General features: G+C 42.9%; 20 protein-coding genes. 11 read left to right on the top strand and 9 right to left on the bottom strand.

Going from position 1 to position 20,854, the window contains the following annotated elements:
- Positions 1 to 40 precede the first annotated feature (40 nt).
- The gene (locus NLP_RS26045; protein ID WP_104908855.1) at positions 41 to 193 is read right to left on the bottom strand and encodes a nicotinate phosphoribosyltransferase; all 153 of its coding nucleotides are present in this window, start codon (positions 191 to 193) and stop codon (positions 41 to 43) included.
- Between the two features lie 453 nt (positions 194 to 646).
- Here NLP_RS26045 and NLP_RS26040 point away from each other — a divergent pair, with 453 nt between their 5' ends.
- From NLP_RS26040 to NLP_RS26015, 6 genes are all read left to right on the top strand, one after another.
- Complete coding sequence (locus NLP_RS26040) at positions 647 to 2,101, top strand: nicotinate phosphoribosyltransferase (protein WP_234017073.1); 1,455 nt, start codon at positions 647 to 649, stop codon at positions 2,099 to 2,101.
- Positions 2,102 to 2,105: 4 nt separating this feature from the next.
- Positions 2,106 to 2,705: a nicotinate-nucleotide adenylyltransferase gene (locus tag NLP_RS26035; protein ID WP_104910042.1), complete on the top strand. Its 600-nt coding sequence runs from the start codon at positions 2,106 to 2,108 to the stop codon at positions 2,703 to 2,705.
- Complete coding sequence (locus NLP_RS26030) at positions 2,666 to 3,412, top strand: NUDIX hydrolase (protein ID WP_104908854.1); 747 nt, start codon at positions 2,666 to 2,668, stop codon at positions 3,410 to 3,412. Before NLP_RS26035 ends, NLP_RS26030 begins: the two co-directional genes overlap by 40 nt.
- A gap of 93 nt (positions 3,413 to 3,505) precedes the next feature.
- A complete protein-coding gene (locus tag NLP_RS26025) occupies positions 3,506 to 5,224 on the top strand; it encodes an NAD+ synthase (RefSeq protein WP_104908853.1) in 1,719 nt (572 codons plus the stop codon).
- Between the two features lie 331 nt (positions 5,225 to 5,555).
- Complete coding sequence (locus NLP_RS26020) at positions 5,556 to 5,774, top strand: hypothetical protein (RefSeq protein ID WP_104908852.1); 219 nt, start codon at positions 5,556 to 5,558, stop codon at positions 5,772 to 5,774.
- Complete coding sequence (locus NLP_RS26015; protein ID WP_104908851.1) at positions 5,767 to 6,183, top strand: hypothetical protein; 417 nt, start codon at positions 5,767 to 5,769, stop codon at positions 6,181 to 6,183. Before NLP_RS26020 ends, NLP_RS26015 begins: the two co-directional genes overlap by 8 nt.
- A 356-nt stretch (positions 6,184 to 6,539) precedes the next feature.
- Here NLP_RS26015 and NLP_RS26005 read toward each other — a convergent pair whose 3' ends face one another.
- Positions 6,540 to 6,893: a leucine-rich repeat domain-containing protein gene (locus NLP_RS26005; RefSeq protein WP_104908849.1), complete on the bottom strand. Its 354-nt coding sequence runs from the start codon at positions 6,891 to 6,893 to the stop codon at positions 6,540 to 6,542.
- A 230-nt stretch (positions 6,894 to 7,123) separates the two neighbouring features.
- Here NLP_RS26005 and NLP_RS26000 point away from each other — a divergent pair, with 230 nt between their 5' ends.
- The gene (locus tag NLP_RS26000; RefSeq protein ID WP_104908848.1) at positions 7,124 to 8,017 is read left to right on the top strand and encodes a peptidoglycan-binding domain-containing protein; all 894 of its coding nucleotides are present in this window, start codon (positions 7,124 to 7,126) and stop codon (positions 8,015 to 8,017) included.
- Positions 8,018 to 8,109: 92 nt separating this feature from the next.
- On the opposite strand, the gene hemJ is transcribed toward NLP_RS26000, so the two are convergent.
- From hemJ to psbQ, 4 genes are all read right to left on the bottom strand, one after another.
- A complete protein-coding gene (hemJ, locus tag NLP_RS25995) occupies positions 8,110 to 8,691 on the bottom strand; it encodes a protoporphyrinogen oxidase HemJ (RefSeq protein ID WP_104908847.1) in 582 nt (193 codons plus the stop codon).
- A gap of 240 nt (positions 8,692 to 8,931) precedes the next feature.
- The gene (locus NLP_RS25990) at positions 8,932 to 9,783 is read right to left on the bottom strand and encodes an alpha/beta fold hydrolase (protein ID WP_104908846.1); all 852 of its coding nucleotides are present in this window, start codon (positions 9,781 to 9,783) and stop codon (positions 8,932 to 8,934) included.
- A 129-nt stretch (positions 9,784 to 9,912) separates the two neighbouring features.
- Entirely contained in the window at positions 9,913 to 11,019 is a 1,107-nt protein-coding gene (locus NLP_RS25985; RefSeq protein ID WP_104908845.1) for an NAD(P)/FAD-dependent oxidoreductase, read from the bottom strand.
- 109 nt (positions 11,020 to 11,128) lie between these two features.
- Positions 11,129 to 11,596 (bottom strand): photosystem II protein PsbQ, encoded by a 468-nt coding sequence (gene psbQ, locus NLP_RS25980; protein ID WP_104908844.1) that lies wholly within the window; start codon positions 11,594 to 11,596, stop codon positions 11,129 to 11,131.
- A 360-nt stretch (positions 11,597 to 11,956) separates the two neighbouring features.
- Between psbQ and NLP_RS25975 the strand changes: the two genes are divergently transcribed.
- The 4 genes from NLP_RS25975 (at position 11,957) to NLP_RS25955 (ending at position 17,168) form a co-directional block, all read left to right on the top strand.
- Entirely contained in the window at positions 11,957 to 12,385 is a 429-nt protein-coding gene (locus NLP_RS25975; RefSeq protein ID WP_104908843.1) for a hypothetical protein, read from the top strand.
- A gap of 77 nt (positions 12,386 to 12,462) precedes the next feature.
- Positions 12,463 to 13,638 carry a hypothetical protein gene (locus tag NLP_RS25970; RefSeq protein WP_104908842.1) on the top strand — a complete coding sequence of 392 codons (1,176 nt, stop codon included), beginning with the start codon at positions 12,463 to 12,465 and terminating at the stop codon, positions 13,636 to 13,638.
- A gap of 300 nt (positions 13,639 to 13,938) precedes the next feature.
- Complete coding sequence (locus NLP_RS25960) at positions 13,939 to 15,378, top strand: caspase family protein (RefSeq protein WP_234017072.1); 1,440 nt, start codon at positions 13,939 to 13,941, stop codon at positions 15,376 to 15,378.
- Entirely contained in the window at positions 15,372 to 17,168 is a 1,797-nt protein-coding gene (locus tag NLP_RS25955) for a tetratricopeptide repeat protein (protein WP_104908839.1), read from the top strand. Before NLP_RS25960 ends, NLP_RS25955 begins: the two co-directional genes overlap by 7 nt.
- Positions 17,169 to 17,343: 175 nt before the next feature.
- Here NLP_RS25955 and NLP_RS25950 read toward each other — a convergent pair whose 3' ends face one another.
- The 3 genes from NLP_RS25950 to NLP_RS25940 all read right to left on the bottom strand — a co-directional run bounded on the left by NLP_RS25950 (position 17,344) and on the right by NLP_RS25940 (position 20,850).
- Positions 17,344 to 17,622 (bottom strand): hypothetical protein, encoded by a 279-nt coding sequence (locus NLP_RS25950; RefSeq protein ID WP_234017071.1) that lies wholly within the window; start codon positions 17,620 to 17,622, stop codon positions 17,344 to 17,346.
- A 160-nt stretch (positions 17,623 to 17,782) separates the two neighbouring features.
- Complete coding sequence (locus tag NLP_RS25945; RefSeq protein WP_104908838.1) at positions 17,783 to 19,276, bottom strand: catalase; 1,494 nt, start codon at positions 19,274 to 19,276, stop codon at positions 17,783 to 17,785.
- A gap of 200 nt (positions 19,277 to 19,476) precedes the next feature.
- On the bottom strand, positions 19,477 to 20,850 hold the full coding sequence (locus NLP_RS25940) for an alkaline phosphatase family protein (RefSeq protein ID WP_104908837.1): 1,374 nt from the start codon (positions 20,848 to 20,850) through the stop codon (positions 19,477 to 19,479).
- Positions 20,851 to 20,854: the final 4 nt, after the last annotated feature.

Below are 20,854 nucleotides of genomic sequence, written 5' to 3'. Positions count from 1 at the left end.
CTCTATTGGACTCAACACACAAGCGCTATATATTCAGTATCTACCAAGTATCGGCTGTACGCTTATCATAAGGCTCACCTGTAAAAGGTTGTACCCCAATAATAGGATAAGCATCATCCGTAGGGCCAAAAATCCTCATTGCAGCTTCAGAAATATACTCAGTTATGTTCGCAATGATTTTGGAAATAGCCATAATATTTGACTCCTTATTTTCGAGTCGCTTTAATAGTGATACCTATACTGTAATCCTAATATTCAAGGCTGGTTCTTATTCTCAATATATTGAGAATATATGCAATGCTTATTCAGATAACTTTGCAATACTTTAGCTTGTAAAAAAGTCAAACTTTTATCTTCGATTCTAATTGTAACATAGTTATTTCTCTAATCCCTGTCTGGGAACGAAGCTAGCAAACAAACTTTCTCTGACAGGATATTGTTTCTTTTCATTAGCCGTCTTATCGGATTAACATTATTGCTAGCTATTACTATTAAAAAATATGAAGTATTTTATAAAGTTAGTATTAAGTTCCTGGTGAATCTACTGTTATACGGCAATCCCAGAAAATATACTTGCCTGGAGTTGACATTATTTATGGTAAATATTACCATAAATAGAGGAAGCATCTTGTAAGGAAGCTCTTGGATGACAACTTTGCCAGATTTGGACTATGTACATAAACAGCAGAACCAGGAATTGAACCTTTCTGCCGATGACTACAGCTTGCTGACCGATCTTTACCAGTTGACGATGGCAGCTTGTTATACAGGCGAGGGTATAGAACAACGACGGGCAAGCTTTGAATTGTCTGTCAGACGATTGCCAGAGGGTTTTGGTTATTTAATTGCAATGGGGCTGACGCAGGCATTGGAATATTTAGCCAAAATCCGCTTTAGTCCGTCGCAAATTGCGGCATTACAGGCAACAGGAATTTTTGCTCACGCAGGCGATCGCTTTTGGTCACTTTTAGCTGAGGGAAAGTTCACGGGTGATGTTTGGGCAGTACCGGAAGGGACGGCTGTGTTTGCCAATCAACCACTGTTGCGGGTGGAAGCACCGCTTTGGCAAGCGCAACTAGTGGAAACTTACCTGCTGAATACGATTAATTACCAGACTTTAATTGCCACAAAAGCAGCACGGTTGCGGGATGTAGCGGGGGAATCAGCAACACTTTTAGAATTTGGCACCAGACGAGCATTTAGTCCCCAAGGGTCTTTGTGGGCGGCGCGGGCGGCGTTGGCAGGTGGGTTAGATTCCACTTCCAATGTGTTAGCAGCGCTACAACTGGGACAAAAACCAAGTGGTACGATGGCACACGCCTTAGTGATGGCATTGTCAGCAATAGAAGGCACTGAAGAACAAGCTTTTAGTGCATTTCATCGATATTTTCCGGGTGCGCCATTGCTGATTGATACTTACGATACCGTTGCTGCTGCCCAACGCTTGGCCGAAAAAGTAAATTCCGGGGAAATGCAATTAACAGGAGTGAGATTGGACTCAGGAGATTTAGTTACCTTATCAAAACAGGTGCGATCGCTCCTTCCCGGTGTGCCAATTTTTGCCAGTGGCGACTTGGATGAGTGGGAAATTGCCAGATTAAAAGCTGCTGGGGCTGAGATTGATGGTTACGGACTGGGAACGCGACTAGTTACAGGTTCGCCTGTCAATGGAGTTTATAAACTTGTAGACATTGATGGCATCCCAGTGATGAAGCAGTCGAGTGGTAAGGTTACTTATCCAGGGCGCAAGCAGATTTTTCGCTCGTTTACAGGAGGTAAGGTAAAAGCAGACAGATTGGGACTTTTAGATGAAAGTACTTTGGACGAAAAACCTTTGTTGCAGTTGGTAGTACAAAAAGGTGAACGGGTACAACCGTTAGAGTCTTTGGCAACAATTCGTCAGCGTACCGCCGCCTCAGTTGCCAGTTTGCCACAACAGACACGGCGTTTGGATCATCCTGTAGCTGTAGAAGTGGAGATTTCTGAGGGGTTACGGGTGTTGACTGAAGAAACTAAGAAACGTAGACGCGCCAGCGGCTTGCCGCAGGCTACCGCCAAGGACGCATTCGCGCAGCGTCTCGTAGAGAAGGACGCAAAGTAAGATGATGAGAATTGCTTTGTTTGGTACTAGTGCCGATCCACCAACTGCTGGACATCAAAAAATTCTGAGTTGGTTGTCTGAGCGTTATGATTGGGTAGCGGTTTGGGCAGCGGATAATCCATTTAAGTCCCATCAAACACCCTTAGAGCATCGGGCGGCAATGTTGCGACTGTTGATTGCGGATATAGACGCGCCACGGCACAATATTGCTTTGGAACAAGAATTAAGCAGCTTCAGAACACTGGAAACAGTAGAAAAAGCAAAGCTTATTTGGGGTGAAGACGCTGAATTAACGTTGATCGTTGGTTCAGATTTACTGACTCAGTTACCACGTTGGTATCGCATTGAAGATTTGTTACAGGAAGTGCAACTACTGATTGTACCGCGACCGGGATATGCAATAGATGAGTCTAGTTCAGAGGTAGTGCAAAAGCTAGGAGGGAAGATTGCGATCGCTAGTCTGACCGGTCTAGATGTTTCCTCAACAGCGTACCGCGAACATGGAGATCCCCAAGCCCTCACAGCCCCTGTAGTTGCCTATATTAATCAAGAGCATTTGTACGAATGCCAGGACGTTCCCAAAAAAAGATACCAACTCCGTTAAACCAACAACCTTTGGCCGATTTCAAGGTTGGTGTTGATAATGTAATTTTTTCTGTAGATACTGTACAAAATCGGCTGTTAGTTCTACTAGTAATGCGACAGCAAAAACCATTTTTAAATCATTGGAGTCTTCCTGGTACTTTGGTACGTCCAGGAGAGTCTTTAGAAGATGCCGCCTATCGCATTATGGCAGAGAAAATTAAGGTCAACAATCTCTACTTAGAACAACTGTATACATTTGGCGGGCCGAATCGTGATCCCCGGGAAGCAACTGATAGTTATGGTGTGCGTTATTTATCAGTTAGTTACTTTGCCTTAGTGCGATTTGAAGAAGCCAAATTAATTGCCGATCGCATGACTGGTATAGCTTGGTATCCAGTCAAACAAGTGCCACAATTAGCTTTTGACCATAATGAAATTTTGGCTTATGGACACAGGCGGTTGCGAAATAAATTAGAGTATAGCCCAGTCGCTTTTGAAGTCTTGCCAGAAATGTTCACCTTGAATGATTTATATCAGTTATACGCCACAGTTTTAGGTGATAACTTTTCCGATTATTCTAATTTTCGAGCGCGTCTACTCAAGTTAGGTTTTTTATGCGATACCGGAATTAAGGTATCACGGGGTGCTGGCCGTCCGGCTAGTTTGTATAAGTTTGACGCCGAAGCTTTTGCTCCCTTAAAAGATAAACCTTTGGTGTTTATTTAATCAATTGTTACCCAAAGTCCAGAATAAGTTATTTGAGCATTTACCAATGACTCTTGACAAATGATCAATGACCAATGACAAATGACAAACAAAATGAAAATTGCGATCGCTCAAATTAATCCTACTATCGGTGACTTGCTTTTAAATGCCCAAAAAATCCTGGAAGCGGCACAACAAGCAGCATCTAGCGGTGCGCGTTTGTTGTTAACACCAGAACTTTCTTTGTGTGGCTATCCACCAAGAGATTTATTACTAAATCCTAGTTTTGTGGAAGGGATGGGCATCACTTTACAAAACTTGGCTCAGGATTTACCACCAAATTTAGCTGTGTTGGTAGGAACTGTTGAACCGAATGTTAAAGCACATATTAGTGGTGGTAAAAGCTTATTTAACAGCATTGCTTTGTTAGAAAATGGCAAGGTTAAGCAAGTTTTTCACAAGCGACTTTTGCCTACTTATGATGTATTTGATGAACGTCGCTATTTTGAAGAAGGTTTGCAAGCTAATTATTTCACTCTCGATGATATCCATATTGGCGTAACTATTTGCGAAGATTTATGGAACGATGAGGAATTTTGGGGCAAACGTAGTTATACAGTAAATCCGATTGCTGACTTAGCAATTTTGGGTGTAGATTTGACTGTAAATTTGTCTGCTTCGCCCTACACGGCTGGTAAGCAGCAGTTCCGCGAAATAATGCTCAGGCATAGTGCAATACGTTTTCAACAACCGATGATTTACGCTAATCAGGTTGGGGGAAATGATGACCTAATTTTTGATGGGCGTAGTTTTGCTTTAAATCGTCAAGGTGAAATCATATCTCGCGCCCGTGGTTTTGACACCGATTTATTAGTAGTTGAATTTGACGAGGTGCAACGTGATTTGCAGTTGGGTTCTGTAGAACCTATATATGAATCGGAAGATGAAGAAATTTGGCAAGCTTTAGTTTTGGGAGTGCGAGATTACGCTCGCAAGTGTCGCTTTTCTAAAGTAGTTTTGGGTCTAAGTGGTGGGATTGACTCCGCAATAGTAGCTGCGATCGCCACGGCTGCACTTGGTAAAGAAAATGTCCTCGGTGTTCTCATGCCTTCCCCTTATAGTTCGGAGCATTCCATTAGCGATGCTGTGGCATTAGCCGAAAATTTGGGGATTAAGACTAATCTTTTACCAATTGGCGAGTTAATGCAAGGCTTCGATCGTACTTTAGATAATTTGTTTGCAGGTACAGAGTTTGGACTGGCTGAAGAGAATATCCAATCTCGGATTCGCGGTAATTTATTAATGGCGATCGCTAATAAATTTGGCTATCTTCTCCTATCTACCGGTAACAAGTCAGAAATGGCAGTTGGTTACTGTACACTCTACGGCGATATGAATGGCGGGTTAGCAGTGATTGCAGATGTACCTAAAACCCGTGTGTATTCACTTTGCCATTGGTTAAATCGCCATAATGAAATCATCCCGCAAAACGTTTTAACTAAAGCACCCAGCGCCGAACTCAAACCAGGCCAAGTAGATCAAGACTCTCTACCGCCTTACGAAATTTTGGACGATATTTTGCAACGTCTGATTCACAATCACCAATCAGCAGCGCAAATTGTTGCAGCCGGTCACGATGCGGTAATTGTAGACCGAGTAATTCAAATGGTGGCGCGGGCTGAATTTAAACGGCGACAAGCACCCCCCGGCTTAAAAATCACCGATCGCGCCTTTGGAACCGGTTGGCGAATGCCAATTGCTAGTAACTGGGTTGGTGTCAAAAAGGCTTACCAGACTAAAACCACAGCTACACCTAACCTTAGTTTGTTGTAATGGACAAAATACTCATCGGCAAATCAAGTAATTTAGTTATCAAACCTGTCCCTGCCTTGAACTTTTATTAAAGTCTGTCCTTCTCCGATGCGGAGAGGGACAGGTTTTGCATAGTAAAATCTTTTTTATAGATAGTAGTTGTAAAAATATAGCGGTTCTCGTTTGAATGCAATACAGTTTGACCTCACTTCCATTCCTCTCTCCTAAAAGGAGAGAGGCTTTGAATCTTACTCCCCTTCCCTTATAGGGAAGGGGCTGGGGGTTAAGTCTGTATTGCACTCAACTGATAACCGCTATATAAAAAGTATTTAGTCGTTATCTTCAACTTGATATGAGCGCAGCAGATTTATTCCCAACATTGCACAAGCTATCTCGTGCAGATAAACTCAAGGTCATGCAGTTTTTAGTTCAAGAACTAGCTACTGAAGAAGAAATATTGTCGTTACAGCCAGGAGTCACTTATCATGTGTGGTCTCCCTATAATTCTCATGAGGCTGCTAATAAATTAGCTGCACTGCTAGAAGAAGACAGACAGGTAAACGATGCTTAATTCACAAAGATTTCCCTTCGTTGAAAGTCGTGATGTGTTCGGGGATATCGATGCACTACCAATATTACCTTTGACGTTAAGCTACAAAAATTCTGTCGTGAACGTTTCAGGTTTATTGGATACTGGAGCTAGTATTAATGTTTTACCTTACAATCTGGGTATTCAGTTAGGGGTGTCTTGGGAAGAATTAACAACCTCAGTGCAACTGGCTGGAAACCTTGCACCAGTTGAAGCAAAAGGGTTAATTTTGTCTGCTCAAATAGCCAGCTTTGCACCAGTTCGATTGGTATTTGCTTGGAGTCTCACGGATGACGTGCCGTTACTTTTAGGACGCATGAATTTTTTCTTGGAATTTGATGTCTGTTTTTATCGTTTGCAGATGGCGTTTGAACTGTCTTCTAAGTCGTAGATCCGATCGCTCCACCTCAAAGCTTCATCATTCCACCTCTGAACTTGAAGATTGCACCTTTTAACACCAATTGTCGAGTTAAAAGAGCGATCGCTTGACCTTTAAGCCTCGAAGTTGCGCCTTTTATCCTCAAAGTTGCACCTTTAAGCCTCGAAGTTGAGCCTTTTATCCTCGAAGTTGAGCCTTTTATCCTCGAAGTTGTACCTTTTATCCTCAAAGTTGCGCCTTTAACCCTGATCATTCTACTTTTGAACTTAAAGCTTGCACCTTAGAACATAAATTGTCTAGTTAAAAGGGCGTAAGTCTAGCTTGTCAAAGACATTACTCGACCTCTGAGCTTAATCAATAGGTTATTTTTACTCATCTAAACGCTGTGCGATCGCATTCAGCAATGACTCAAAGTCTGATTCGCTGTGAATATCAGGCGTGAGCGTATTCATATCTTTTAGCAGGTTGGTGAGTTGGCCAAATTCTGGTGGCAGACTGCTGAGTTGATTGTTGAAGAGGTGGAGGGATCGCAGGTTGGTGAGTTGGACAATTTCCGCTGGCAGACTACTCAGTTGATTGTTGTGTAGGTGGAGGGATCGCAGGTTGGTGAGTTGGCCAATTTCCGGTGGCAGCGTTGTTAAGCCTTTGCCAGAAAGGTCTAATTCTGTCACCTTGTCTCTAGCAGCTTTTTGAATAATTTGCAGCAGTTCTTCGTTAGTCATTTCGGGTTTTACAGAGGCGATGCCTGACGACGAGTTGCTGCTTGGACGCGCAGCAGAGAAATTGAGCTAATTAATAATCTAGCCTGTATCAATGATCGCATTCAGGCAATGTGCGTGCGATCGCAGACTCCAGATGACATCATATTTCAGGTTAGAGTATAGTTTGAGACGACATCAGTTTTTAAAATGATGTTTATACTTAGAACTTAGTAAATCAAAACAGGTGCATAATGAAACTACAAGATTTCTTGGGAAAAGATGAGAAATGGTCATTTGATGCGATCGCAGAAGATGCAGACTTGGCTCGTCAGATTCAGATATTGTTAATCAACTTAGGTTTGCTAGAACCTCCAGCCGATGGGAAATTTGGCCCTGTTTCTGTCATATCTCTCAAAAAATTTCAAGAATTAACAAAGACTGAAGAGAGTGGCTTTTTAGGAGCAGTCACAGCCAAAAAACTAATTGAAACCAAAATAGATGATCTTCCTAAACCCCCTTTAAAACTAGGCAATGACATCCCTAGTAAGATTGTGAAATATATGCTAGCCAAAGGTTATCAGGTATTTACCAATCCCAAAGAATACAACATTGTTTATGTAGAGGGCATAGATGCAGACTGGACTCTCAACAGTGACACGCCCAATCAATTTAACGATCGCCGGATTGTGATTGAAGTCGTAAATGGTATTCCCAAAATCGTCGATCACTGGGAAGCTACTACAGAACCAGGGAGGTACTACACTTATAATCCGATGAATCCCAAAGGAGCAGCTAGGATTCAGTTTGGACAATACAAAGCTTGGGCCATTGGTATCCACGGCACCGCAGAGCCTCACGAAGCATTAGTACAAGTTGGAGATATCACCGTTTGTAGAGATTTCAACCAAGATTTTAAACGGACTGGCGACAAACTTGATACAGGTGATGATTTTTGTGTGAATCAACACTGCGGCTTTGATTTCCCCAGGAATGATATTCGCCTTGCTAGTGCGGGTTGTTTAGTAGGACGTACTCGTGAGGGACATAGAGAGTTTATGACGATTGTTAAACAAGACCGCCGTTATGTCGCTAATCGCAAATATACTTTTTACACTACCGTAATTCCTGGGGATGATTTACTGTAAACATTTCCAGATGAGGTAATGGTTAATTGGTAGCATTTGTTGTTGTGATGCAAGATTTAGGAAGGTAGCATAGCTGTGCTACCTTACTTTGTCTAACCTTGTTCTTGTGGTTGCCCGATCTGTGCCGTCAGCTTCTCTTTATCTTGCCTGCGTTTTTTGGCGTAAAGTTGAATAGTGACTGCCATCAAAATAATCATGGCGAAAATAGCCCAAGCAGCGATATCTGTAGGTAAATTATTCTTAAACACAGCCAGCAAAACGATCGCTACTAACATAACTGTAGGTGCTTCATTTAAAGCACGTAATTGCTGACTATTCCAGCCACATTCATCTACTGCTAATTTCTTCATCAGCCGAGCGCAGTAATGATGATAGCCAATTAAAATAGCCACAAACAGCAGTTTGATATGCAACCAACCCTCTTTTAAAACATCCGGTTCAGTGCTTACTAAACCGATAGCCATTGCGATCGTCACGAACATTCCTGGGTTAGTGATGATATAGTAAAGGCGCTTTTCCATAATTTGATACTGATTTTTCAGTATCGTTCTTGCTGGTTCCGGTTCAAGGTTAGCTTCAACGTGATAGATAAAAAGACGTACTAGGTAGAATAAACCAGCGAACCAAACTACAAATCCGACAATATGAAAGGCTTTAAACCATGAATAAGCCATGAATCATAATCTCCTTTACTTGTGGTTGCAATCCATTTTTAATGGTAATAAAAAGAAGTCAGAATTCATAATCCTCCAACCATGAAAGGATGGAGTCTTAATAATAAAGAATATTTCAATTTAGCCACTTCATCTTCCATTTAGTAGTGATTTGGAATCCTTGACTAATTGATTCTGAATTCTGATTCCTAAATTTTGACATTCATTTTTATAATATCGATTTTTACCAGAGCTATATTGTCAATGAACATCTTTACGACGCACAAAGGGTAAAAGGTCTTGCAAAATCGCCTCGTGGTAGTGTTCTTGAGGATAATGTCCGACGTTATTAAGTTTTATTAATTCGGTATTTGGTACGGATTTGGCAAAGTTTTCGGCAATGTCTACAGGTAGCCAGGGGTCAATCATACCCCATTGAATCAGAATTGGTTGTTGCCATTCTTTAAAGCCAGTTTGTATTTCTGTCATGGCTGAATCAAGCTGTAGATTGCGAATACTTGCTAAGAGACTTCGACCAGATGTAGAAGCGGTCAAAAATGGTTTTCGATAAACATCTAAATCCTTATCTCCTATGCGATAACGGCTTCCACCTTCTAGTGTCCGATCGACTAATAAGGGATCTTGGGTCATTACTTCACCTGCTAAGGGTAAACCCATTTGTTTAATTTTCCAGGGTAATTTGGCAGCAGTTGAAATTGGTGTATTTAAAATAGCTAAATTAGCAATTTGTTCTGGATGACGCAAAGCATATTGTAGTCCTACAGAACCTAAAAAACCTTGGACAACTAAAGAAAAATGTTCAAGTTCTAGGGCTTTAATAAATCCTTCTAAAGCTGTGATAAAAGCATCGGGAGTGTAAGCAAAATCTCGTTTTTCTGGTTTGGCAGAAAAGCCGTAACCAATCCAATCGGGAGCGATCGCTCTTGTCCCCTGCTTCGCCAAGGCAGGTATAATATGACGCCAACTGTAACTTTGTGAAACTAAGCCGTGTAGCAACAACACAGGCGCTAAGTCACTTCTGCCGATTGGTAAAGATTCCCGATAAAACCATTCCAGTGAATCTACATTGATTTTATGTTCTGTTATTGACACGCTATTTTCCTATATTGGGCATTTGTCATTTGTCATTTGTCATTGGTCATTTGTGATTTGTCATTTGTCAGGAATTATTATTCTCTCCTGCTCCTCTGCTCGTCTGCTTTTCTGCTTTTCTGCCTTCCCTCATCCCCCCATTCCCTGAGAAATAATCATCTCACGAATCGCATAAGCTGTAGCGGGTGCTAGTAAAACGCCGTTGCGATAGTGTCCGGTAGCTAGCAGGACGTTACTAAACCCTGGCAACTTACCAATAACTGGGGCGGGGCGTCCTTCAGGGCGGGGACGTAACCCTGACCAGGTGCGGAGAATAGTTGCTGTAGCTAATTCTGGACAAAATGCGATCGCTTGTTCTCTAATAGATTCCAGCAGTTCTTGATTTGGCGGTATCTCATCGCCATTGCTAGGAAATTCCACAGTTGCACCTACCCAATAATCTCCACCGCCCACAGGAACAATATGGACATCATTACCCGTTATCGCTGGCTGGAAGTCGGGATTACCTAATGGATGCCCCACACGTATTTGCAAGGCTTGCCCAAGTACGGGGCGGATATCAATTATCTGATTTAATTTTGCTGTTAGTGGTGTTGAACCTAACCCTGCTGCAATTACAAACCAATCAGCGGTTATTTTTCCTTCTGTAGTCTCAAGGCAATCGCAAAATTCAGGTGTTGAAGTTGGAGCATCCAAAACAGTCACGCCAAATTTGAAAGTTACACCATTTTGCTGGGCAGCTTCAACTAAAGCTAAGGTCAGGACAGTTGGATCGATCTGGCGGTCTTGGGGAGAATAGACAGCGCCAGTAACTTTTTCGCGTTCTACTTGAGGACAAATATTCTGGAGTTTAGCCGTGTCCCAAATTTCTAAATTCCAGCCTTGAGAGTGGCGAATTTTTACTAGTTTTTCCCATGCTGACATCCCCTCTAGAGAAGAATCAGACAAAAGCATGAGAATTCCCTGGCGATTAAAAGGAATTTTGCGACCTGTTAAAGCTTCTAGTTCAGGAATCAAGGTTTCATAGCGTTGGATGCTAGTTTGCCGCATCTGCCAAGCTTTGCCCTTGATTTTTTGGCTGATTACGCCCATCAAAACGCCAAGTGCAGCGCCTGTGGAAGCTTGTGCTGGTGGTTGGCGATCGCAAACTGTGATTTTCAGCCCTTTAACTTGACTCAGTTGGTATGCGATCGCAGCCCCAACTACACCACAACCGATAATAACTACATGACTCATTGCTATTTTGAGGCGAAGATGGGAGAGATGCGGGAGATGAGGGAACAGGGGGAGCAATTTTTACTTTCCCTCATCCTCCTCATGCCCCTTTGCTCATCTTACCTTGCGCTTAACTTGCCTCTGCTTCTCTGCTGGTCTTAGGAAGCAGGTCGAGGAATTTGTCAATGTCTGCGAAAGCAGCCTGGGATTGGTTCAAGGCAACTAGAGGATTGCCAGCACTAGTAGCTTTATCGAGTTTAACCAGGTCTTTAAAAAAATCTCGCGTTATTTGACGTGCTGCGGGTTGGTCTTTGGGTAGAAGGTTGGGAGTGACATAAGTCAGATTCAGCTTTGCTTCTGTTATGGGCCCATGTATAAAGTTACGCACATTGATCCAATCACCTTGTTTTATTAGAGTTGTCAACTCTTGTGAGCGATCTCGTACAGCCTGAATTTCAGGAACATAAGCCTGAATTTTTTCAAGTTGTACTGCTGTGTAAGTCGGAGGTGCCACCGCAACACCAGGGCCACCACAACTAATCAGGAATGTGGCCAATAGTACTAGGAAAAATGAAAAAATCGAGCGTTGACGCACCATATATTGAACTTAATTGCTTTTGGTTTACCGATTAACAGTGTCATTTTAGATCGCTAGCGCAGTTAATCGTTCTTGTCAGCCAAGGATTTTGCAGAAAATCTTGATATTTTCTCCAAAGAGCAGAGTTTCATCTGTTTTTGAGGATTTTTTTAAGTACAATTACTTAATAGGTGTTAGCCCGTCCTAAGAAGAAGCGATTTTTGGCTTCTGTTAGTAAGGAGGATTGTTAGGAAAATATGATTTAGAGTTGCTAAATATCAAAGCTCTTGATAAGCTGAAACACCAATCATATAAGCCTTCTGGCTGTTTTTCTGTCTTCACATCCTTGAAGATGCCGACGCAATATAGGAGTGTTTTTTAGTGAACGCAGCTGAACAGGCAACGAACCTTGAACTCGCCAGCAACATTGCCACGGTAGTTAATTTGTTCAAATTCGAGTTTCCTGATGCCAAATCCGATCTCAAACCCTGGAAGAATGACCCGGAAACTAGGGAGTTAGTCGATCCAGATTCTATAGATATTGGCTTTCACTTTCCTGGTATCAGCAAATCTTGGCGAAGTCGTAGCATTTTAATTCAAATCCGATTTTATCAAGATCCCATCAATAATTCCCGCCGGGCGATCGGTGTAGAGGTAGCTGGATTTGATCATCGCGGCGAAGCGTGGCGACTTTCTACGGTAGAAAACTGGAGTGTTGTTGGCGCAACTTCGCCTTCTGGTGAAATTGAGGAGAAGCTCAAACAGATTTGCCGACAGATTTTAGAAGTTTTTAATAAATCAAGTGAATGAAATCAACTTGTGTCAGAGAAAGTAGTGAGGAATAATACAGAGGAGAGCTTTGCGTAGGCGTAGCCACCCATATCACAATGACCACCGTAATATTTGTACATGGCACAGGCATTAGAGAACGAGAATACAACGAAACCTTTGAGATAATTGAGCAAAAGATTCACGCCCAACGTCCTGATATCAAAGTTGCTCCTTGTCTTTGGGGTGTATTAGGTGCAAAGTTCAATGATAATCGGGCATCAGTACCCTTGGAAGATGCCACACTGGCTTTATCTCAAAGAGAAGAAGACGCAGATATTGTATTGTGGGGGCAATTATACCGCGACCCTCTTTATGAATTGCGGCTGTTGTCTTTGAAACCTATTGCGTCAGGAAATCCCTTTGGGGAAGAACCAGGGGATGTTTTACAATCTCGTGTAGCCAGTCTCACACCGACATCTCAACTGCAAGCTAAGTTGCAAGAGGCGGGAATTGCAGAGGTATTTGAGCCAGCACGAGAGGCAGTTATCCACAGTGAACCATATCAACGGGCATTGCTCACAGTTTCCGAATCTGATTTGAGTGAATATTATCCACCAATAACTAAAGCAGTTGTGGCTCAAGCAATGTTTATTAGCGAACAGCAAGAAAAATTTCCCCCGATACTCACTGATGCCCAATTGCGGGATCATATTGTGAAATTGCTGACTCTGGCTTTGACAGAGGCGGAGTTAGGATTGGGTGGCTGGTTATTAAAGCCATTTGTTGCACTAGCACAACACGGCGGAACAAATTATGTCAGAGGAAACCGCCTTGATTTAACTGATAAAGTCTCGCCTATGCCCGGTGATATTTTGTTGTATCAGACGCGGGGTGAAAAAATCAGGGCGTTTATCCAGGAACAAATTGCCCAAGCAGAACCGCCAGTGGTTTTAATCGCCCATAGTTTGGGAGGTATCGCTTGTGTAGATTTGCTAGTGCAGCAGCAGTTGTCTCAGGTGGAATTATTGGTAACAGTTGGTTCCCAAGCACCATTTTTATATGAGATTAACGCCCTCTACAGCTTAGAATATGGGCAGTTATTGCCAGAGCATTTCCCGCAATGGTTGAATATCTACGATTTACGGGATTTTCTCAGTTACGTGGGTAATAGAATTTTCCCTGAGCGAGTGCAGGATGTGGTAGTAGATAGTAAACAACCATTTCCCCGTTCTCACGGAGCTTATTGGACAAATGCCAAAACCTGGGAGGCGATTATTTCGAGGTTGCCATAATGGTTTACTTTTTACGGTATTTAGAAAACCCCTCTCCAAACCTCTCCCCTAAAAGGAGAGAGGCTTTGAATTTTCCCCCTTCCCAATTAGGGAAAGGAGTTAGGGACTGTTTTCAAACTCGAAGATCCCCCCTAACCCCCCTTAAGAAGGGGGGAAAAGAAACTCTAAAAGCCCCCCTTTTTAAGGGGGGTTGGGGGGATCTCCAAAGATTCAGGTGCTTCAAGAAAGGTTTGAAAACACGCCCTAGTGGGTTAGGTCATTTTCCACATAACGGTAAGAGGCTAAGTCATCATGCAGTTGATGGCTAAACCTGAGCGGACATTTGGGTTAATTGTAGGTATTGAAAAGTACCACGAATCTACTTGGAATGTGACGGGTGGGGGGCCAGCCGATGACGCGCTGAAATTTGCTCATTGGCTGCATCTGCATGGTGTACCGAAGGAGAATATTCGGTTATGTTTATCAGCACTGGCAGAAAATCATCAGTTAATTGGGGAATGTGGGTTAACTGTAGAGTTAGCAACAGAGCAAAATATCTCCGACATTGTGACTAACTTTTTATCCCCAAAGTCGGGGGATTTACTCTACATTTTTTGGGCGGGACATGGTTTGATTACCTCAGAACGAGAGCGTCGGTTGCTTTGTGCTGATGCAAATAAACAGAATTGGCAGAATTTAGATTTGAATTCTTTATTAGTTTTGTTGGGTTCCGATAAATTTCAGATTCGTAATCATATTTGTATTATTGATGCCTGTGCCAATTATGTTTTAGAGTCGAAGGGAAGACCAACTAACCTAGGTGGCAAAGCTTTTTTGAGTGGACAGCCAAAGCAAGATAGTCAACAATTTGTGTTACTGGCTACGCGGGAAGGAGAAAAAGCTAAGGTAAATTCTGAAAATAAAACAGGATACTTTTCTCAAGCTGTGAGAGAGGCTTTAGCCGCAGCTAATGGGACTTTTCCCCCGAATATGAGGGAAGTTACTGAGGCAGTTAAGCAGCGATTTAAGGATTTAGATAAAAAACAACTGCCGACTTATTTTTATTCCCGCAGTTGGGATGGAGATATTGAAACATCTCATTTCAACCCGTTTGATATCCCGCATAATATCCAACAGAGTCAAGCTCGTAAGTTTGTTGGGAGGGATGAGCAAATAGAACAATTGCATCAGCTATTGCAAGCAAATGATGTTGTGGCTATTACCGATGTGACTGGGCAAGGTGGCGTGGGTAAAACAGAGTTAGCTATTCAATACTCATGGCAATATTTAGAAGATTTTTCTGGTGGGTGTTGTTGGTTAAATCCCCAAGGTATTGATTTGGGAACCCAGTTAGTAGAGTTTGGAGTTGTGAATTTACCTGACTTTAATCTTCCTGATGGATTAAGCCTAGCAGGTCAAGTTGCTTATTGCTGGAAGAAGTGGCAAGCTGGCAAAGTTTTATTAGTATTTGATGATGTCAAAGACTGGAAGCAAATTCAACCCTACCTACCACCTAAAGGTTCTCGGTTTAAGGTGTTGATTACCACTCGTCAAAACACAGGGTTAACATATACCTCACTACCGTTAGGTGAGTTGTCACCAGATGGAGCCTTAGAATTATTAGCGAAGCTATTGGGGGATGAATATGTTCAACAGGACACAGAGACAGCAAAAAAACTTTGCGAACATGTCGGTTATATCGCCATTGGAATTTACCAAATAGCGGCTATCTGTCGTAAGCCAGGGAGAGTATTATGCTAGCAGACATTCTCGCACAGCTACAAAAGCAAGCATCAGCAGGCGAGTCTGGTGTAGCAGCAGCTTTTGAGTTGAATTGGCAAAGCTTAGAACCAGAAGCGCAAAAATTGGCTTGTCTGTTGAGTTTGTTCGCCTTGGCTCCTATTCCTTGGTCTTTGGTAGAATCAGCAGCAAGTTCTAGCGATTTGGAATTTGACTTTAAAGCTAACTGCGCTGTTTTAGTTGAGCGTTATTTGCTGCAAGAATTGGCAGAGGACACTTACCAAATACATGAACGCATTCGGGAATTATTGCAGCAGAAGTTAGAAGATTTGGCTGAAGCAGATGAACTCAAGCGCGGCTATTGTCAAGCAATGGTAGCCGTAGCAAAAGATATTCCTGAGACACCCACACTGATAGAAATTGCTCAAGCAACCCTGTCCATCCCTCACCTTGCGGAAGTTGTCACAGTTTACCAAGCTTGGTTAAGCGATGAGGATTTAATCTCACCATTTGAGGGCTTGGTTAGATTTTACGCAGGTCAAGGAGCCTATGAGCAAGCTTTGCCTTGGGGTAAACAAAGTTTATTAGCTACTAAAGAACGTTTGGGCCAAGAACACCCAGATGTGGCAGAAAGCCTGAACAATTTGGCACTCCTCTACAAATCACAGGGAAGGTACAGCGAAGCCGAACCTTTGTATATCGAAGCTTTGGCGATGAGAAAACGCCTGCTGGGGGATGAACACCCCGATGTGGCAAGTAGCCTGAACAATTTGGCAGCACTCTACAATTCACAGGGAAGGTACAGCGATGCCGAACCTTTGTACATCGAAGCTTTGGCGATGAGAAAACGCCTGCTGGGGGATGAACACCCCGATGTGGCAACTAGCCTGAACAATTTGGCATTACTCTACGAATCACAGGGAAGGTACAGCGATGCCGAACCTTTGTACATCGAAGCTTTGGCGATGAGAAAACGCCTGCTGGGGGATGAACACCCCTCTGTGGCACAAAGCCTGAACAATTTGGCAGCACTCTACTATTCACAGGGAAGGTACAGCGATGCCGAACCTTTGTATATCGAAGCTTTGGCGATGATAAAACGCCTGCTGGGGGATGAACACCCCTCTGTGGCACAAAGCCTGAATAATTTGGCATTACTCTACGATTCACAGGGAAGGTACAGCGATGCCGAACCTTTGTACATCGAAGCTTTGTCGATGACAAAACGCCTGCTGGGGGATAAACACCCTGATGTGGCAACTAGCCTGAACAATTTGGCATTCCTCTACAATTCACAGGGAAGGTACAGCGAAGCCGAACCTTTGTACATCGAAGCTTTGTCGATGACAAAACGCCTGCTGGGGGATGAACACCCATCTGTGGCAACTAGCCTGAACAATTTGGCATTCCTCTACAAATCACAGGGAAGGTACAGCGAAGCCGAACCTTTGTACATCGAAGCTTTGTCGATGAGAAAACGCCTGCTGGGGGATGAACACCCATCTGTGGCAAGTAGCCTGAACAATTTGGCATTCCTCTACAAATCACAGGGAAGGTACAGCGAAGCCGAACCTTTGTACATCGAAGCTTTGTCGATGAGAAAACGCCTGCTGGGGGATGAACACCCATCTGTGGCAACTAGCCTGAACAATTTGGCTGGACTCTACGAATCACAGGGAAGGTACAGCGAAGCCGAACCTTTGTACATCGAAGCTTTGGCGATCGCTGAACAACGGTTGGGAGCAAATCATCCCAATACAATAACCATTCGTGAAAATCTGGAAAACTTGCGGCGGAATCGTCAGCCTTGATTCAGGAGAATGGTTGCTTTTGTCTGGCGTTGGTTTCAGTAATTTAGGTAATCTGCACCAGCTGCATTACCCGCCTGGGATTCAAATCCTAGTCTAATAAGTAGGCAATATAATTAATTACACAATATCATTGCAAATGCAGTAAAGCAAAATAAAGCGATCGCAACGCCTACAACTACTTCTCTACGATATGCTCTGCGAAGGGTGCGATCGCAATAACTGTAAATTTTTTTGTTTCTCTACTTAATGAGCCTCTGAACTCCATTAATGAGTCTTTGAGCTTCATTAATGAGCCTTTGAACTCCATTAATGAGTCTCTGAACTCCATTAATGAGCCTCTGAACTCCATTAATGAGCCTCTGAACTCCATTAATGAGCCTCTGAACTCCATTAATGAGCCTCTGAACTCCATTAATGAGCCTCTGAACTCCATTAATGAGTCTTTGAGCTTCATTAATGAGTTTTTGAACTCCATTAATGAGCCTGTTTTAATTTATCAGATCCCCGACTTCTTCAAAAAGTCGGGGATCTAAATCTAGCTGAAGTACGTAACGCACCATCGAGGTTTTCGGTGCGTTAGCCTACGGCATAACACACCCGACGAAACTACGAGGCTACCAGCTACCTACAGGTTCAGCGATCGCAGAAAACATTGAAGGATCAATTGAAATACCCAATCCCTCAGCTACACGACGACCATAAGAAATATCTGCCCGGAAGAAGTGGCAAAGTTGGCGCATTTGGATATCCTGTCTCGCTTGAGAGAGACTGCCAACGATATTATCAGCAAGACGCTCTTGCTGCTCAGGAGTCATTAACCGATACAGATTACCTGCTTGGGTGTAATCGTCGTTTCCTTCACGATGACTGTAACGATCGACTGTGACATCGCCCAAATGACTAGGTGGTTCTGCATAAGCTGGATTTTCTTTGGGCGTACCCTCAGTACTATTCGGTTCATAGTTAGGAGCGCTACCGTGGTTGTTCCCCGGCGCCATAAAGCCATCTCGCTGATAATGCATCACTGGACATTTGGGCTGGTTGACAGGTAGTTGCTGATAGTTAGCACCCAAGCGATAGCGTTGAGCATCTGGGTAAGAAAAGATGCGAGCTTGCAGCATTTTGTCTGGAGAGAAACTAACGCCCGGAACCACTGCACTAGGGCTAAAAGCGGCTTGCTCAACTTCAGCGAAATAATTCTCAGGGTTCCGATTTAGCTCTAATATCCCGACTTCGATTAAAGGATATTCTGAGTGCTTCCAAACTTTGGTTAAGTCAAAAGGATTATCTGGATGTTTGGCTGCTTGCTCGTCAGTCATTACCTGAATAGACATCCGCCACTTGGGATAATCACCTTGAGCGATCGCTTCAAACAGATCGTGAGTCGCATGATCGGGATCTTCGCCCTTAATCTTAGCCGATTCTTCCTCCGTCAAGGTTTGATGCCCTTGCAGAGTCTTAAAGTGAAATTTACACCAGACGCGATCGCCTTCAGCATTAATCAAACTGAAGGTGTGGCTACCAAAGCCGTCCATGTGTCGATGGTTTTTTGGAACTCCCCGATCGGAAAACAGGATCGTCACTTGGTGAAGCGATTCTGGACTGAGTGACCAAAAATCCCACTTTGCATTCTGGTCTTTGCAATTGGTTTGGGGATTGCGCTTCTGGGTATGGATAAAATCAGGAAACTTCAAAGGGTCGCGGATGAAGAAAACAGGAGTATTGTTACCTACAAGATCCCAGTTACCCTCCTCAGTATAAAACTTGAGGGAAAAACCTCTAGGGTCACGCTCGGCATCTGCTGAACCTTTTTCTCCTCCAACGGTAGAAAAGCGCAAGAGAAGTTCTGTTTTCTTGCCAATTTCAGAAAAAAGTTTGGCTTTACTGTAGCGAGTGATGTCATTGGTAATAGTCAAAGTGCCATGAGCAGCAGCACCTTTAGCGTGGACAACTCTTTCAGGAATACGTTCTCTGTTGAAATGAGCCAGCTTTTCTAAGAGATGAAAATCCTGTATTAATAAAGGCCCACGCGAACCAGCAGTGAGTGAGTTTTGGTTATCGGCAACAGGAATACCGTCAGCAGTTGTCAATTTTTGGGGTTCAGTCATGGGTTAAGAAGCTTTCCATTAAGTTACTTAGATTGGTCACAGTACATTTTAATCAGTAGATAAACGAATATTCACTGACAAAACGAACTAATTCATAGTCATAACGAGTTTTATATTTAAAGCATACTCGATATGATTATGAATTACAATATTTTTTTTTGGGAGGATATAGAGGCTATATATTGCCTCTATGCTGCCTTTCAGATATATAAATGTTTGAGAATCAACGAGCAAACATCTGTCGCCTCAATTTGATGTTCGTCAACCAGGTGAGTTTGATGGGTGATAAATAGAGGCCCTTCAGATGGAGAAGTGGTAATGTTACCGTGAGAACCACGCACCAGAGAAGCATCCAGAGGAATCACATCCATCAGGTAGCGAAAACCCAGTTGTTTCTTAAGTAACTTCAGAGCAATTTTTCCTTGGGGGAATTTTATTTGCGGATCGAGGAAAAGTTCTACAGGATCGTAACCAGGTTTGCGGTGGATATCTACTGTTCTAGCAAAATCAGGCGCTTTCGCATCATCGAGCCAATAATAATAGGTAAACCAAGCGTCAGATTGAGCGATCGCTACCAACTCTCCCGATCTAGGATGATCGAGATGGTAGGCTTGTTTACCTTCGTCATCCAATACCTGCGCCACGCCTTCAGTCGCTTCTAAAAGCGATCGCACTTTCGGGATGTACGCGGGATCGTTCACATATACATGAGCAATTTGGTGATCGGCAACGGCAAAGGCAATGCTAGCCCCAAAATCGAGCAGTTCTCGCCCTAATTCTTCTCGCACGGCAATTAAACCATTTTCCCGTAATACGCGGTTCAAGTCCACAGCTTGAGAAACTGGCGTAATGCCATACTCAGAAAGAATAATTACCTGAATATTACGTGCTTGATAATATTCAATTAAATCGCCACAAACAGCATCAATTTCTCGCAAATCTGCTTGAATCTGTGTTTGATTGTTACCAAATTTTTGCAGACAGTAATCTAAATGTGGTAAATAAACTAGTGATAATGTCGGGCTATAACGTTCCTCAATCCATTTTGCTGAATTGGCAATCCATTGGCTAGAACTAATAGAAGTTTTTGGGCCCCAGAAATCGAACAGAGGAAAATTTCCTAAATCAGATTGAATTTGCGAGCGCACATCACTAGGATGGGTATAAATATCAGGTAATTTTCGCCCATCTGCGGGATACATTGGACGCGGCGTAATCGCATAATCTGCTGTAGAGTACATATTGTACCACCAAAAAAGGTTGGCACAAGTGAAAGTTGGGTCAATTGATTTAGCTATTTCCCAAACTTTGGGAGCCTGTACGAGTTTATTAGATTGTCGCCAAAACTTTACTTCGCATTCATCGCGGAAGTACCAACCATTAGCGACAATTCCATGTTCATCAGGCAATTTTCCTGTTAAATAAGTAGCCTGAACAGAACAAGTTACAGCAGGTAGCACTTTTTTGATGGGAAGCACTTGCCCAATAGCCGCCCAAGAAGATAAAAACGGCGTATTTTCTCCTAGTAAGCTGGGCGTTAATCCCACGACATTTAGAATAACTGTTTTTTTCATAAAA

Source organism: Nostoc sp. 'Lobaria pulmonaria (5183) cyanobiont', from assembly GCF_002949795.1.
Taxonomy (GTDB): Bacteria; Cyanobacteriota; Cyanobacteriia; order Cyanobacteriales; family Nostocaceae; genus Nostoc.
This window is presented reverse-complemented; position numbering and strand designations above follow the sequence as displayed.